This is a genomic window from Flavobacterium sp. UW10123 (assembly GCF_040538975.1).
In the GTDB taxonomy this organism is placed as follows: Bacteria; Bacteroidota; Bacteroidia; order Flavobacteriales; family Flavobacteriaceae; genus Flavobacterium.
The window spans coordinates 409738-425402 of record NZ_JBEWQE010000001.1 but is presented as its reverse complement, the minus strand read 5'-3'; the positions used below and the strand labels follow the sequence as shown (position 1 = coordinate 425402).

General features: G+C 34.6%; 15 protein-coding genes. 2 read left to right on the top strand and 13 right to left on the bottom strand.

What is annotated here, in order from left to right; all coding sequences use genetic code 11:
• Nucleotides 1-7: 7 nt before the first annotated feature.
• The 7 genes from ABXT06_RS01850 to flxA all read right to left on the bottom strand — a co-directional run bounded on the left by ABXT06_RS01850 (nucleotide 8) and on the right by flxA (nucleotide 7285).
• Nucleotides 8-910 carry an NADPH-dependent FMN reductase family protein gene (locus ABXT06_RS01850; RefSeq protein WP_354589214.1) on the bottom strand — a complete coding sequence of 301 codons (903 nt, stop codon included), beginning with the start codon at nucleotides 908-910 and terminating at the stop codon, nucleotides 8-10.
• Nucleotides 911-1048: 138 nt separating this feature from the next.
• The gene (locus ABXT06_RS01845; RefSeq protein ID WP_354589213.1) at nucleotides 1049-1948 is read right to left on the bottom strand and encodes a lysophospholipid acyltransferase family protein; all 900 of its coding nucleotides are present in this window, start codon (nucleotides 1946-1948) and stop codon (nucleotides 1049-1051) included.
• Entirely contained in the window at nucleotides 1949-2203 is a 255-nt protein-coding gene (locus tag ABXT06_RS01840; protein WP_354589212.1) for an acyl carrier protein, read from the bottom strand.
• Nucleotides 2196-3431: a beta-ketoacyl-[acyl-carrier-protein] synthase family protein gene (locus ABXT06_RS01835; RefSeq protein WP_354589211.1), complete on the bottom strand. Its 1236-nt coding sequence runs from the start codon at nucleotides 3429-3431 to the stop codon at nucleotides 2196-2198. Before ABXT06_RS01835 ends, ABXT06_RS01840 begins: the two co-directional genes overlap by 8 nt.
• Nucleotides 3432-3640: 209 nt before the next feature.
• The gene (gene flxB / locus ABXT06_RS01830; RefSeq protein ID WP_354589210.1) at nucleotides 3641-4372 is read right to left on the bottom strand and encodes a flexirubin biosynthesis SDR family reductase FlxB; all 732 of its coding nucleotides are present in this window, start codon (nucleotides 4370-4372) and stop codon (nucleotides 3641-3643) included.
• 96 nt (nucleotides 4373-4468) lie between these two features.
• Entirely contained in the window at nucleotides 4469-5692 is a 1224-nt protein-coding gene (locus ABXT06_RS01825) for a WG repeat-containing protein (RefSeq protein WP_354589209.1), read from the bottom strand.
• A gap of 72 nt (nucleotides 5693-5764) precedes the next feature.
• Nucleotides 5765-7285 (bottom strand): flexirubin biosynthesis tyrosine ammonia-lyase FlxA, encoded by a 1521-nt coding sequence (gene flxA, locus ABXT06_RS01820; RefSeq protein ID WP_354589208.1) that lies wholly within the window; start codon nucleotides 7283-7285, stop codon nucleotides 5765-5767.
• Nucleotides 7286-7386: 101 nt separating this feature from the next.
• Between flxA and ABXT06_RS01815 the strand changes: the two genes are divergently transcribed.
• The gene (locus tag ABXT06_RS01815; RefSeq protein WP_354589207.1) at nucleotides 7387-8637 is read left to right on the top strand and encodes an NAD(P)/FAD-dependent oxidoreductase; all 1251 of its coding nucleotides are present in this window, start codon (nucleotides 7387-7389) and stop codon (nucleotides 8635-8637) included.
• A 239-nt stretch (nucleotides 8638-8876) separates the two neighbouring features.
• Here the strand turns inward: ABXT06_RS01815 and ABXT06_RS01810 are convergent, their stop codons facing one another.
• From ABXT06_RS01810 to ABXT06_RS01790, 5 genes are all read right to left on the bottom strand, one after another.
• Complete coding sequence (locus tag ABXT06_RS01810) at nucleotides 8877-9482, bottom strand: hypothetical protein (protein WP_354589206.1); 606 nt, start codon at nucleotides 9480-9482, stop codon at nucleotides 8877-8879.
• Between the two features lie 152 nt (nucleotides 9483-9634).
• The gene (locus tag ABXT06_RS01805) at nucleotides 9635-9970 is read right to left on the bottom strand and encodes an L-rhamnose mutarotase (protein WP_354589205.1); all 336 of its coding nucleotides are present in this window, start codon (nucleotides 9968-9970) and stop codon (nucleotides 9635-9637) included.
• A 10-nt stretch (nucleotides 9971-9980) separates the two neighbouring features.
• Complete coding sequence (locus tag ABXT06_RS01800) at nucleotides 9981-10835, bottom strand: fumarylacetoacetate hydrolase family protein (protein ID WP_354589204.1); 855 nt, start codon at nucleotides 10833-10835, stop codon at nucleotides 9981-9983.
• A 200-nt stretch (nucleotides 10836-11035) separates the two neighbouring features.
• Nucleotides 11036-11800, bottom strand: coding sequence for an SDR family NAD(P)-dependent oxidoreductase (locus tag ABXT06_RS01795; protein ID WP_354589203.1), 765 nt, complete (start codon nucleotides 11798-11800; stop codon nucleotides 11036-11038).
• A gap of 38 nt (nucleotides 11801-11838) precedes the next feature.
• Entirely contained in the window at nucleotides 11839-13494 is a 1656-nt protein-coding gene (locus ABXT06_RS01790; RefSeq protein ID WP_354589202.1) for a UxaA family hydrolase, read from the bottom strand.
• Nucleotides 13495-13667: 173 nt separating this feature from the next.
• Between ABXT06_RS01790 and ABXT06_RS01785 the strand changes: the two genes are divergently transcribed.
• Nucleotides 13668-14549 carry an AraC family transcriptional regulator gene (locus ABXT06_RS01785; RefSeq protein WP_354589201.1) on the top strand — a complete coding sequence of 294 codons (882 nt, stop codon included), beginning with the start codon at nucleotides 13668-13670 and terminating at the stop codon, nucleotides 14547-14549.
• Nucleotides 14550-14694: 145 nt separating this feature from the next.
• On the opposite strand, the gene ABXT06_RS01780 is transcribed toward ABXT06_RS01785, so the two are convergent.
• Nucleotides 14695-15474: an L-fucose dehydrogenase gene (locus ABXT06_RS01780; RefSeq protein ID WP_354589200.1), complete on the bottom strand. Its 780-nt coding sequence runs from the start codon at nucleotides 15472-15474 to the stop codon at nucleotides 14695-14697.
• Between the last annotated feature and the right edge of the window lie 191 nt (nucleotides 15475-15665).

Sequence of the window (15665 nt, the reverse complement as noted above, 5' to 3'; positions counted from 1 at the left end):
TCGTCTTCTAAACTCCCTGATAATATTGAGTTTCCTTTTTTATAGATTTTAACTTAAGCGGATAGGTAATAAGGTGCAATATATACACTATTGGTGAGATTAACCATATCGCAAGGAATAAATAAACATTAAATACTTTAAGCAGCTGTTTTCGGTTTTTTTGATTTTTATAAATAATATTTGACCATTTATTAAAAATTTTATTGGCTGTTTTGTCAACAGTTACCAAATACGAACTTATTTTTACAGCGCCAGCATCAACCAATTTTGGCTGTAATTGCGCTAAATTATTTTGTTGTAAAGAATCAAGCATGATTTCTCCAAACTGACTCGATTCTTGTATATCTTTTTCTGAAACTCCCGGAAGCGGAAATATACCTAAATATTTTTTCTTAACTCCAGAGAACATCCATTCTACGATGGTAATAACGCTGATTAAATTTCCAACACGGTCTACCAAAGCTACGTTTCCGACTAAATTGGCATTGGCTTTTCTCAGTAAAACTTTGATTTTTTCCTGAGCCATAATCCACATGTTTCTTGAACCGCTGATAGTAATAACAGGCGTATTGTTCAAGATTTTCTTGGCATCGTCACTTTTCAAAAATGAATTGATCGGAATGGAAGGCGATAAATACCAAACCTGATAATGAAATAGTATTAAGTCAAACTTTGTGTTTAAAACTTCTTCAGGAATAGGTTTTAATGCGGTCGGAATCTGTAAAAACGATTCGGGAAATGCATCAAAAAATGATTCTTTATTCCAAGGAAATGGAAACGGTTTTTCTAATTGTATTTCGTGAAATGTAAGGTTTATTTCTTCTGAATTTAGGAATGGTTTTGCAATATTTTTTGCAATAGATTCTAGTTGTCCAGATTGCGTGTAATAAATTACGAGAACATTTTTCATTTAGGTTTTTTTGGCTTTGGTGGTCAGCAAAAATAAGTAAATTTATTTAAACGAATTTTCTTATTCCTGCGAATGGCCTAGAATTCCTAAATTTTTGATTTATTCAAAAAAAATGAAGTTAAAAGAGTTGGTTCGGTGTTATTTTGGCAATGAATTTTTGTTTTCTAACTGGTTCCAAAAATCAAAATAATTGAACCATTGCAAAGGGTATCGATAAAGAATGCTTTCTACGCTTTTTACATATTCTTTCAAAAGCGCTTTTTCGTCTCTATGTTTTACCTCGGCTTCTCTTGCGTACAAATGATAATGAAGGTTTGGCTCTTTCATTACATAAACAAAAACTACAGGAACCTTTAATCGTGAAGCAATTAAAAATGGTCCGGCAGGGAAATTGGCTTCTTTACCTAAAAGGTTTTCAGAAAGCGATTTTGTTCCTTCAAAATAACGGTCGCCTGTAAAGCAGATTAGTTCATTATTGGCCAAAGCAGCATTGATCTCAAAAATATGAGAGAGATCTTCTTTAATGATGATAAATTTTACGGTTGGTTTTTGAGAAACGCTTTCCAGATAATTCTTAATAGCAGAATGTTCTAAATCTGTTGTAACAAGATTAATTTGGAAATTAAGGTCAATGTCTCCTAGAAAATGTTCTGCAATTTCAAAATTGCCAACATGTGCACTGATTAAAACGCCGCCTTTTTTCTCGGCAAGTAATTTTTTGAGTGTTTCTATTCCGTCAAATTCATAAGTAAATTTGTTTCGCATTCCGGCAGAAATGGAAACTTTGTCAATAATGGTCTGTCCAAAAGTATAATAGCTTTTGAAAACCATTTTTTTGGATTTGAAATAGGAGTATTGAAGTCTTTCTTTAAAGTAATAGAAAATGGCTCTGTTGCTTTTTCTTAGAAATAAAAAATAATACGAAGCAACAAAATAAAGTAAGGCATAAGCAGCTTTGACACCCGCTTTTTGAATTAAAAAAACGAATATTTTATAACCTAATACAGTTCCTTTGGATTTACCATCCCATTGACTCATTTAAGCTAATTTGGCTTTGATTTTAGTTTCGATTAAGTCATAAAAACTTTGAAAATCAGAAATTCCAACAAAATCTGCTTCAACTAGTTTTACACCAAAGTTTGCCTCTATTGAAACGACTAAGTCAACATAATCCAGACTGTCTAACCCAAGTGTATCTTTTAAATTAGCATTTGGTTCAATGTCGTCATTATCAACTTCAAATTCATCAACTAAAAAACCATTAATTTTTGCTATAATCTCTTCTTTATTCATTGTTCAATTTAAACTTTTTAACCACCAACGCAGAGTTGGTTCCTCCGAAACCGAAAGAATTGGACAAAAATATGTCAAATTTTTTGTTTAACGTAGTTTTAACTAAATTTAATTTTGACGCATCTTCATCTGGGTTTTCCAAATTGATGTTTGGCGCGATAAAATCGTGCTGCATCATTAAGATAGAATAAATGATTTCGCTGGCTCCCGCCATCCAGCATTCGTGGCCTGTCATAGATTTTGTAGAACTTACAGGAGGATTTTTTTCTCCAAAAACTTCAAAAATGGCTTTTGCTTCATTTGCATCTCCAACAGGTGTTGAGGTTGCATGAGCATTTATATATTCAATATCTGAAGCTTGTAATTTGGCATCGTCAAGAGCTCGTTTCATGGCTGTTGCAGGCCCTTCAACGTTTGGTGTTGAGATATGTCCGCCGTTTGAAGAAAAACCGTAACCGCCAATTTCTGCAATAATATTGGCACCGCGAGCAATGGCAGATTCGTAACTTTCTAAAATTAAAGTTGCACCTCCACCACTCGGAATTAATCCGTCACGGCCAATATCAAAAGGTCTAGAAGCTTTTGTTGGATCGCCTTCTCTGTTAGAAAAAACGCCTAACCCATCAAAACTGCTCATCGCATATTTATTTATTTCCTGAGCACCGCCAGTAATAACAATATCTTGAAAACCGCTTTTAATTAAAAAATAAGCCAAACCAATAGAATGTGACCCACTTGCGCAAGCTGCACTAACCGTAAGATTGATTCCGCGAAGTTTAAAAATCGTAGAAAGATTCATCGTAACGGTAGAATTCATCGATTTAAAAATAGCACCAGAACCTATAAGAGCGGTGTCTTTTTTCTCGCGTACAATATCTGTTGCGTCAATAATGGCTTTAGAAACACTATCGTTTCCGTACATGATACCTACTTCATGCTCTTCAAAAAAAGCATCATCAATGTTAGCGTTTTTAAGTGCTTCTATAGTTGCCATATAAGCATATTCGGTTTCTTCACCGATGCTCATACGTTGTCTGCGCGTCAATAAATTTTTAAGATCGGCTTTCGGAACCATTCCTGTCAGGGCCGATTGAAAACCAAATTCTTTTCTTTCAGAATCAAACTGAATACCAGATTTTCCTTCGTATAACGAATCTTTTACTTCGTCTAAAGAAGTTCCGATACAAGAATAAATTCCCATTCCAGTAATTACAACTCGTCTATTCATGGTCTTTCAAAAGTAATTTTTTATCCTTAAAGTGTAATTTTTAAAACAAAGGCACAAAGTTTTTATTTTTTAATCTCGCAAAGTCGCAGAGTCGCAAAGGTTCTTTTTTTAGGTTTTTTTTAAATAAAACTTTGCGACTCTGCGACTTTGCGAGCAATTTTTTTGTTAAGTAAAAAACTTAAAAATAAACTTCGCAAACATAGTATTCTTTAAGAATATATTCCGCCGTTAATATTTATAATTTCTCCTGTAATATAGCTTGCTTTTTTAGAAATCAAAAAGCTTACCAAATCTGCTACTTCTTCTGCTTCACCAAAACGGTTTACCGGAATGAGCTTTAATAATTCTTTTTCATCCAGCTGACTTGTCATATCAGTTCTGATAAAACCTGGAGCGACAGCATTTACAGTAATGTTTCTTTTGGCAACTTCCTGTGCTAGAGCTTTAGTCGCTGCTACAATGGCACCTTTTGCAGCCGAATAATTGGCTTGTCCTGCAGTTCCTTTTACTCCAGAAACAGAAACCATATTTACGATTCGGCCGTATTTGTTGCGTAACATTTTTTGAATAAAAAACTGCGTAACATTAAAGAAACCGTTTACACTAGTATTCATAACACCGTTCCAGTCTTCTGGTGTCATCCACATAAAAAGACCATCTTTTGTGATTCCCGCATTGTTTACAATTGCTTCAACCAATTTTTCAGGATTAGCTTCCTGCCAAGCAGTTAAAACATTTTGCACTTCTTCAAAATTAGAAACATCAAAACCTAAGATTTCTCCTGTTGCACCTAATTTTTGGACTTCTTGCAATGTTTCTTCGGCAGCTGTTTTATTCGAATGATAATTAATTAGAATATGATAATCGGATTCTATGGCTAGTTTTTTACAAATCGCACTTCCAATCCCTCTCGAACCGCCAGTTACTAATACACATTTCATTTAACGTAGGTTTTGTTTTTTATTCATAATAAATGAAATCGCCTTATAAAACGCGATTTCATTTATGCAAAGTTCTAATTTATTTGGAGATAAATACTATTTCTTTTTTTTTGGTGCTGGTTTTGTAGCTGTTTTTTTTGCTACGGGCTTAGTTTCCTCTTTTGGTTTTTCGGCAGGAGCTGTGGCTGGCTGCGGTTTTTCTGCACTTTTAGAAAAGAGTTCTGCATTTTCAAACCATTGGTTGGCCAAGACTGTTCCGTCAGGTTTAAGAAATCCCCATTTTCCTTCGTTTTTTACTCGGGCAACACCACCAATAAATCCTTTATCTTGTTGTGTAAACATTGCAATAATAGCATTTGTTGTGATACCGTATTGAGTTGGGATTACTAGTTTTCCAGATTCATTAATGAATCCCCAATTGCTTTCTTTTACTGGAGCTAAACCGTTTGTGCTGAAAACTTCTGCATCGTTGTAAGTTGGCTCAATCACAAATTTTCCTTCTGGATTTATGAATCCCCATTTTTTTCCAACCAAAACAGGAGCAAGGTTTTTTGAGAATGCTTTTCCTTTATCATAAATAGGAAGAATGGCCCAATTTCCTTTTAAATCGATGTAACCGATTTTTCCATTTTTCTTAGCAAAAGTCAAATCCTGCGTTTCAAAATCCCAGATTTTTTCAGCTCCGTCAACTGGAACAAATTTTCCGCCGCTTACAAGACCGAAAGTTTTGTCTTTTCTTGCCCAAGTTGTTCCCTTAAAATAATTTCCAACTTCGGCATAAACAGGTTCAACTAATTCTTTTCCGTTAGTATCAATAATTCCCCAGTTTTTGTTTAATTCCACTCTGGCGTAACCATTTTCAAAAGGTTTGATCTGATCGTATTTTGGTTCTAAAACAACAGTCATTTTGTTGTTGATTAATCCCACTTTATTGTTTTGTCTAAAGAAAGCAACTCCATCATTAAAATCAAATACTTTGTCAGTAGTTGGCCCTTTTTGAATTTCTCCTTTTGTATTAATGTAAACCCAGTCTTTGTCTTTTTGTACAACTGCAATTCCGCTGTTAAAATCTTTAGCATCTTTAAAATCAGCAGGGATTGCCCAAGTTCCTTTAGCATCTATAAATCCCCATTTTCCGCCATTTTCTACAGCAGCCAAACCTTCAGAAAAACTTCTTGCCGATTTATATTGCGGTTCGATTTTAAAGGATCCGTCTTTAGACAGATATCCAATTTTGGAGCTCTTTTTAACTAATGCCAGTTCTTGACTATTAACAAATTGAATACTTGCCAGCAGCAAAAAAATAAGTGTCTTTTTCATGATTTTAAAAATTCAATGTTTAATGATTAAAAAACTAAAACTCTTTGGGGGGCATTTGTGGTATTTCAATTTCTAACTGTTGATCAAATAATCTTTTACTTTTTGAACAAAAGGATACATTACCTGATCTTCTTTAAAAGTTGGAATTATATTTCTGATATCGTCGTACCATTTTTTAGTCGTAGACGAAATTTGATCTTTTTGTTTCAAATAATCAATTGCCTGAACAATTGTGATTAATTCGATAGCTAAAACCTCGAATGAGTTTTCAATTACTTTTGATGTAATAACCGCAGCATTGGTTCCCATACTTACAATGTCTTGATTGTCATTGTTGTTTGGAATACTGTGTACGTACATTGGATTTGATAACATTTGGTTTTCGGCAGTTGTTGAAGTTGCTACGAATTGAACGCCCTGCATTCCGAAATTAAACCCTAACGTTCCTAAGTTTACGAATGGAGGAAGAATTTCGTTGATTTTTGAATTCAACAAATAATTCAATTGACGTTCTGCCAGCATCGTTAATTTGGTAATAACGATTTTCAATTTATCCATTTCTAGCGAAATATAATCTCCATGGAAATTTCCGCCATGGTAAACGTGTTTGTTTTTTACGTCGATAATTGGGTTATCGTTTGCTGAGTTAAATTCGTCTTCCAGAATAGAAGCTACATTATTGATAGTCTCTAGAACCGGTCCCAAAATTTGAGGAACACAACGTAATGAATAATATTCTTGAACTTTTTCTTTGAAGATCTCTTCGGTGTTTTCGCCAGAATATAAATGGTCTTCTCTTTTACGGATCAACGTACTGTCCGAAAGATTTTGTCTCATTCTTTCCGCAACTTCCTGTTGTCCTTTATGACGTTTTGTTTGGTTTAATTCCTGAGAAAAATGGTCGTCGTAAGCTTGAACCAATTCGTTAATCGCACAAGAAGCTTTTAACGACCAATCTAATAATTTTTTTGCATAATGAACATTTACCACTCCAATTCCTGTCATTACAGAAGTCCCGTTAATTAATGCCAGACCTTCTCTAATTTCTACTTGAATTGGTTTTAAACCTTCAATTTCGAAAACTTCTGCAGTTGCGCGTCTTTCACCTTTATAAAAAACTTCTCCTTCGCCAATTAAGACCAAAGCTAAGTGTGATAATTGTACTAAATCTCCGCTGGCGCCAACACCGCCGTGCTCAAAAATTAAAGGCGTAATATCTCTATTGATTAATTCTGCCATTAAATGAATAACAGAAGAGTGAACTCCTGAATTTCCTAAAGAAAGTGTATTTAATCTTGCCAAAATTGCTGCTTTTGCGCACTCAGCATTTAAAGGTTTTCCAGTTCCAGAAGAATGGCTTCTGATTAAGTTATATTGTAACTGAATTTGATCTGACTCCTTAATTCTATATTGAGCCATTGGACCAAATCCTGTATTTACGCCGTAGATTACTTTGTTTCCTGAGAATTCTTTTAAGAAATTAAAACTTTCGTTTACTCGATTTTGAACCACATCGCTTATGGAAACTTTGTTTTTTCCAAAGATTATGGCTTCAAATTCTGCTAAACTTAGATATTCATTTATTGTATTCATCAAATCGATTTTGGTTGCGCTAATTTAATTTTATTTATCAAAATAAATGTAGTTATTTTGATGATGGCAAATGTAGGTTAATTAATGATAATAATTCTAATATGACAAAGGAGTTTGTTGATGTTTTAGTGATTGGTGCAGGACCATCTGGATGTGTTTCGGCATCGTATCTTTATAAAAACAACGTAAAGGTTAAGGTAGTAGAAAAAACGAAGTTTCCGAGACTTGTAGTAGGTGAAAGCCTTATTCCGCGTGTAATGGATCATTTTGCTGAGGCAGAATTGTTTGACGCTCTTGATGCCATGAACTTTGAGAAAAAGTTAGGCGCTCGTTTTATTAGAGGAGAAGAAATCTGCAATTTTGATTTTAGCGTAAAATTTGGAGAAGGATGGGATTGGACGTGGCAAGTTCCAAGAGCTGATTTTGACAATACAATGGCACAAGAAATTATAAGAAAAGGGATTGACTTAGAATTTGAAACTGAAGTTTTGGAAGTTTCTTTTGAAGCAAAAAATTCAAAAACTATCGTAAAAGACAAAGACGGAAACCTAAAAGAAATTCATGCTAAATTTATCATAGATTCAAGCGGTTACGGACGTGTTCTGCCAAGACTTTTAGATTTGGATACGCCATCAAAATTAGATCCGCATTCTTCGATTTTTACGCATGTTAAAGATATTAATAGAGAAGAAGGTGTTGAGGGAACTCAAATTTCGTTTGACATTTTAGAAACTCAAGTTTGGCTTTGGGTAATTCCGTTTTCTAACAGAAACACAAGTTTAGGTGTTGTTGGCCCGACAGACTTTATCAATTCTCTTTCTGAAAATAAAGACAATGCTGAGGCTCTGCGAAATGCCATTCAGAAATCGGATTATTATATTAAAAGATTTGCTGGAACAGAATTCCTATTCGAGCCAGTTAAATTAGAAAACTACTCAAGAGCAGTAAAAAGAATGTACGGCGATGGTTTTGCTTTAACAGGAAATAGTTCTGAATTCTTAGATCCAGTTTTTTCATCTGGTGTAGCTTTTGCAACAGAATCCGGAATGCTGGCCGCAAAATTATACTTAAAAGAATCGAAAGGAATTTCTGTTGATTGGGAAGTGGAATTTACTCAATACATGAAACGCGGAATTGCTGTTTTCACCACTTACGTTCAAGAATGGTATACAGGAAATTTACAGACTTTGTTTTTCCACCAGCCTGAAAATCCAGAAGTAAAAGAAAAAATATGCGCGGTTTTAGCAGGTTATGTTTGGAACGAAGAAAATTCGTTTGTCAAAAAACACGATCACGTAATTGCGAATATGGCGTATTTATTAAATATGCAAAAAGAACAAAGCCCTGAATAATCAGGGCTTTTTTATTGAAAAAATAATTCATTTCCTAGATTCATTTCCTAGATTCATTCCGTAGGAATGTCTCGTTGGTAGAAATTAAATTTGAATTGCGATAATACGTTCCGTAGGAACGTTTGATTAATGGATGTGTATATTATTTCCGTAAATCAGATGTTCCTACAGGACATAATACAAAACGACAATATTTTTTTCTACCGATGAGATATTCCTAACGGAATATTATTTCCTTTTTATTTATATGCTTTTTTTGCAATAAGTTTAGACATTGTTTTTGCAGTTTTTGCAAATCCTTCTCCAATTCGGGTTTCATTATTAAAATTGCTTCCCCATTGGTCTCCGGGAGCTTCTTCACTTGTAATTTCTAATAATACATTTGATTTGTTGGCTGTTTCAACAAACTTTAAATTGGTAGTTACTTTTGCTGGCTGTTTCATGATTCCAGCATCCCAACCTGGATAAATCCAAACTGCCTGTACAATTAAAGTATAAGGAGTATTTAATCCTTCCTGAAAGTTTAATTCTTTCTTTTCCTTAGTCAAAACAACGTTTGCAATTTCTAAGAATTTTGGAGTCCAAATTTGATCTTTTGCCACAATCCATCTTTTTTCCCAAAGATTTCCATTTCCTTTTGCCTTTTCGTCTAAATCTGCTTTGTGCTCTTTTACATATTGTGCTTCAGATTTTTTCTCTTTCATCATAGTAAAATTACTATAATCAAATACGGTATTGATTTCTTTTTGGTCTTTTAAAAAGTCAAAATTGCCTTGAACAATATTAATGTCCTGAGCAAACATTGCTCCTGAAATAAAGAAGCATGAAATAATTAGTTTTTTCATTTTTTTGGTTAATTGATTGGTTTTTTTGCAGGCTAAAATAATTAAAAGGATTTAACTTGCAAGCATTAAAAAGTAATCTTTTTCTTGGATGTCGTTTTAAAAAAAAGACTGCCACAATTGACAGTCTTTTAAAAATTTATTGAATGTTAATGTTACAATCCAAATATCTTATCCATTAAAATCCATTTTTGTCCCGGTTTTGCCCAAGGTAAAGCTTGCTGGAATTTCCACATTAAAGTTTCCCATTCCTGAACTTTTTCGTTTGTTGCGTCGGCTTGATCTTTCTTTTCGAAAGTAAAATCAGCATCTGCTTCGATGATCATGAACAATCGATTTCCTGTGCAGTAGATATTCAGAACTTCAATTCCAGAATCTCGAATGCTTTTTTTGATTTCTGGCCATACATTTTCATGCAGTTCTTTATATTCTGCAATTAAATCGGCGTCATCTTTTAAGTCTAATGCCAGATAGAATTTTTGAGTTGCCATACTCTAAAATTTATCCTTGGTAAGCTACAGCAGTTTGTTTGCTTGTGCCTAAACCTTCGATTCCTAATTCGATTACGTCGCCCGCTTTAATGTAAATCGGATCTGGTTTAATTCCTAGTCCAACTCCCGGAGGTGTTCCTGTACTGATTACATCACCAGGAAGCAATGTCATAAACTGGCTTAAATAATGCACTAAAAATGGAATTTTAAAAATCAAGTTTGAAGTGTTACTGTTCTGGAATGTTTTTCCGTTTACAGTAAGCCACATTTTTAGATTGTTTACATCGCCAACTTCGTTTGGAGTTGCCATAATTGGTCCAAGAGGAGCGAAGGTATCAGAACCTTTTCCTTTTGCCCATTGTCCGCCTCTTTCGATTTGGAAAGCTCTTTCGCTATAATCATTCAAAAGGCAATATCCAGCGATGTAGTTTGGCGCATCTTCTTCAGAAACATAGCTTGCTTTTTTGCCTACAACAAAAGCTAATTCCACTTCCCAGTCTGTTTTTTCACTGTTTTTTGGAATAATCAAATTGTCATTTGGTCCGCATAAAGAAGTGGTTGATTTGAAGAAAATAATTGGCTCTTCTGGAATTGCAGCACCAGTTTCTTCACAGTGATCAACATAATTTAATCCGATGCAGATAATTTTTGAAGGACGTGCCACTGGCGAACCTAAACGTACTGAATCGCTTACTTCTGGCAATGAAGGATTATTTTTTAAAGCTTCTTCTAATTTCGCTAAACCGTCATTTTCAAAAAAAGCTTCGTTGTAATCTGTAACGATAGACGAAACATCGTATCTTTTTTCATTTAGTAAAACTCCTGGTTTTTCCTTTCCTTCTTCTCCGAATCTAATAAGTTTCATATTTTAATTTTTTAGTAATGTGTATTGTTTTTTTGCCACAGATTTAAAGGATTAAAATGATTTTTTAAAACTGTGTTTTTAAATTTTTTTAGCCACTAATTACACGAATTTTCTCGAATTTTAATTTGTGGAAATTTGCGAAATTTGTGGCTTATTTTTTTAAATCCTTTTAATCCTTTAAATCTGTGGCTAAATAAAATTTAGTTATTTAATTTAATGAATCCACCATCAATTGGATAATCTGAACCTGTGATGAAAGACGATTCGTCACTGCATAAGAATAAAGCTAAAGTTGCAATTTCTTCAGGTTTTCCCATACGGCCGATTGGCTGTGATTGTGAAAGTTTTTCGAAAATTTCTTCTTCTTTTCCAGGATAATTTTTAGCAATAAATCCGTCTACGAAAGGTGTGTGCACTCTTGCAGGAGAAATAGAATTACATCTGATTTTATCATTCAAATAATCTTTAGCAACAGATAATGTCATTGCCATAACAGCTCCTTTTGCAGTAGAATAAGCAAAACGATCTGGAATTCCAACCCAGCAAGCAATCGAAGCTAAGTTCAAAATTACACCTCCGCCAGAATTTCTTAATGCAGGAATAGAAGCATGAAGACAGTTGTAAACCCCTTTTACGTTTACATTCATAATTCTGTCAAAATCAGATTCTGAAGTTGTGTCTACTTTTCCAACGTGAGCAATTCCAGCGTTGTTTACTAGAATATTGATGTTTCCGATTTTCTCGAAAGTTGCTTTTACTTGTTCGTGGTTCGAAACGTCGCACGCATGAGCAAAAACACTTCCGCCAGCTGATTTAATTTCTTCTACTGTTTCTTTTGCACTTTCTTCCGTTAATTCTAAAACGTGAACTTCAGCTCCTTGTTTTGCAAATAAAACTGAAATCGCTCTTCCAATTCCGCTTCCGCCGCCCGTGATAATTGCTTTTTTATTTTGTAATGAAAACATTTGATATAAATTTTTTATGAGTTGTTTTTAATAGTCTTTTACAAAGATACGCCGCGTTTCCACGGAATAAAATCGTCTTGGTTTAATTGAACTGCTTTCGGAATAATTTCGCCGCTTGCCGCTTTGATGCAATATTCTAAAATTTCCTCGCCCATTTCTTCAATAGACTTTTCTCCGCTGATAATTGGCCCGCAGTCAATATCAATAATATCTTTCATTCTGGTAGCCAAAACCGAATTTGTAGCTACTTTAATTACAGGACAAACTGGGTTTCCTGTTGGAGTTCCCAGTCCAGTTGTAAATAAAATTAAAGTTGCTCCAGAAGCTGCTTTTCCAGTTGTAGCTTCAACGTCATTTCCTGGCGTACAAACCAAACTTAAACCTGGTTTTGTAACTAGTTCTGTATAATCCAAAACATCAACAACAGGAGAAGTTCCACCTTTTTTTGCTGCTCCCGCACTTTTGATAGCATCTGTAATTAATCCGTCTTTGATGTTTCCTGGAGAAGGATTCATGTGGAAACCAGAACCTACTTTATGAGCCAATTCATCATAAGATTCCATTAAATCTATGAATTTTCTAGCTTTATCTTCGGTAGTACATCTGTCAATTAAATTTTGTTCTGCACCGCATAATTCTGGGAATTCAGCCAAAAGAATTTTTCCGCCTAAAGCCACAACCAAATCTGAAGTATAACCCACAGCAGGATTTGCAGAAACACCGCTAAAACCGTCGCTTCCTCCACATTTTACACCAATGCATAAATCGCTTAAAGGCGCATCAGTTCTTTCGTATTGGTTGATTTCAATTAAACCTTCAAAAGTTTTTTTGATGGCATTTGTAATTAAAACTTCTTCGCTTTCTGTCTGTTGCTGTTCAAAAATAAACAACGGTTTATCAAAATCAGGGTTTTGTCTTTTCACATCATTTACAAAATCCTGAACTTGCAAATGCTGGCATCCTAAACTCAAAAGCGTGATTCCGCCAACGTTCGGGTGATTCGCATAAGAAGCCAATAAAGCGCTCAAAGTAGAAGCATCCTGACGTGTTCCACCGCAACCGCCTTGGTGATTTAAGAATTTAATTCCGTCCACATTTTCAAAAACACGTTTGTTTTTTGGCGTCGGATTTAATTCAATGTTGATATCGTTAATGTCATTTCCGTTCAAATAACTTTCCAGTAATTCGTGCGTAAATTGGTTGTATTTGTCTGTTACAGCATAACCCAATTGCTTGTGTAAGGCTTCTTTGATGACGTCAAGATTTCTATTTTCACAAAAAACAGTCGGGATAAAAAGCCAGTAATTTGCTGTTCCAACGCGTCCGTCTTTTCTTTTGTAACCTTTAAAAGTTCTATTTTCGAATTTTGAAACATCGGGTGCGTTCCATTCGTAAGAAGCATTTCTATAGGCATAAGGATCTGCAGCATGTTTTAGATTTTCGGTCGTCATTAAACTTCCTTTTGCCACATCGTTTTGCACTTTTCCAACCAAAACACCGTACATATTTACTTCTTCTCCCTGCTTCATGTCCTGCATGTAGAATTTATGTTTGGCTTTGATGAGGTCTTGTAAAACGTAAGTTTCGTTTTCAAAATGAATTGCATCGCCTTTTTGAAGATCGGTTAAGGCAACCAATACATTATCATCTGGATGCAGTTTTACAACCAGTTTTTTTGTGTTATTGTCAGACATTGTGTTTTTTGTTTTTTTTCTTTTTTTTGATGTCGTTGCTTTCACTCTATAACATTTTAATCTTCTGATTTTGTATAGAATTCGGGCAGTTAACGAAAAATAAAATTAGTTTTTTTACGCATCGGTTAATAGTCTAATATTATCCGTATCTAATCTTTAATTATCTTTGCAGTATGAAATTGGAACAAACCAAAATAGCGTCTTATCTCAACACGAAAGTTTCGGTGCTGAATCGTATGGAACCTTTTTTTCAGGCGCCGTTTCATTCGCATCCGGAATTGGAATTGGTTTATGTGAAAGAGAGTTACGGAAAACGTATTATCGGAAATTCGGTCATGCCTTTTGCGCCTGGTGATATGGTTTTTTTAGGTTCTGACATTCCGCACGTTTGGCTGAATGATGAAAAATATTATCAGGGAATTGAGGATTTGAAAGCCAATTCGATTGTGGTATATTTTCATAAAGATATTTTCGGACCGACTTTTTACGAATTAAAAGAAACTCAAAAAATCAACGAACTCTTTTTTCAGGCTGGAAAAGGAATTTCGATTATCGGAAAAACCAATAAACAGATTGCGAAAAAACTCGAAAAATTAGTTTCTAAAAAAGACTTTGAAGTTATCGTCGGGCTTTTTGAGATTTTGTCTATTCTTTCTGAAAGTCAGGATACGATTTACATTAATGATGAAATTTATTCTTTGATGCAGAAGGATGCAAAAGTAGATCGTCTTTCCGAAGTTTTTCAATATGTCAACAAAAATTATAAAAAGAATATTTCCTTAGAAGAAATTGCCGCTGTAGCGAATATGACGCGGACTTCTTTCTGTAGAATGTTCAGGGCAAAAACGAAAAAGAATTTTGTGGATTATCTGCACGAAATCCGAATTTCAAATTCCTGTAAATTGTTATTAGAAACCGATAAAAGTATGTCTGAGATTGCTTATGAATGCGGTTATAAAACAGCTTCAAACTTTAATAAACTCTTCAAAAAAGTTAAAGGAATTACGCCTTCTGATTTTAAAAATAATGCGAAAGTTAGTTTTGCCACAGATTAAAAGGATTAAAGAGATTTTTACGTCCAGTTTTGTCTGGCTGAGCGAAGTCGAAGCCCGCGTCCAATTGGAACGCCCTTCGACTTCGCTCAGGGTGACAAACTAAAGCGAATCATTTTAATCTTTATAATCTGTGGCAAAAAATATTTTAAATAGAACGATCTAAATGCGTGTAACCTCCATCCACATAAATAATCTGTCCTGTGGTATGGCTTGATTTTTCAGACAATAAGAAAACCACCATATTTGCGATTTCTTCAGCGGTTGTCATTCTGTTTTCTAGCGGAATATTTTTGGTAATTGCAGCTAATTTTTCTTCTTTATTTTCAAAAGTATTAATCCACGTTTCGTAAAGTGGTGTGTAACATTCGGCCACAATTACGGCATTTACACGAATGCTGTATTTTAATAATTCAACAGCCCATTCTCTCGTTAAAGCGTTTCTTCCACCGTTTGAAGCCGCATAAGCAGAAGTTCCGCCTTGCCCGGTTTCGGCAGTTTTAGAACCGATGTTTACAATTGCTCCTTTAGATTCTTTTAAATATGGAAGCGCGTGTTGTGCCATTAAATAATAATGGACTAAATTTTTGTGAAGTGAAGCGGCGAAATCTTCATAATTTCCGTTTTCTAATCCAACACCGTCATTAACGCCGGCATTGTTTACCAATCCGTCAATTCTTCCAAATTTTGCGATTACGGCTTCAACAGCTTTTTTGCAGTCTTCAGGTTTTGTCAAATCGGCGACAACTTGGTGCGCTTCTTTTCCAATGGCTTTTAATTCTTCTACGGCTTTGATATTATCATTTTCGTTACGTCCAACAATAAACGGAATCGCATTTTCTTCGGCTAAAACCTTAACGATTCCTAAACCGATTCCTTTTGCGCCTCCCGTAACGATAATGATTTTTTTGGTTAATGATAACTGCATGGTATTTATGTATTATAATTTGAAATTCAGTTTGTTTTTTGCCACTCCCGATAGCTATCGGGATAAAGAGATTAAAATGATTCTTTTTTCTCTTCATTGTGTTTTTTTTTTGCCACGACTCAAGCGATAGCGAATAGGCGAAGCAATTACACGAATTGCACCAATTTTAAAATAGCTATGAAAAATAAATT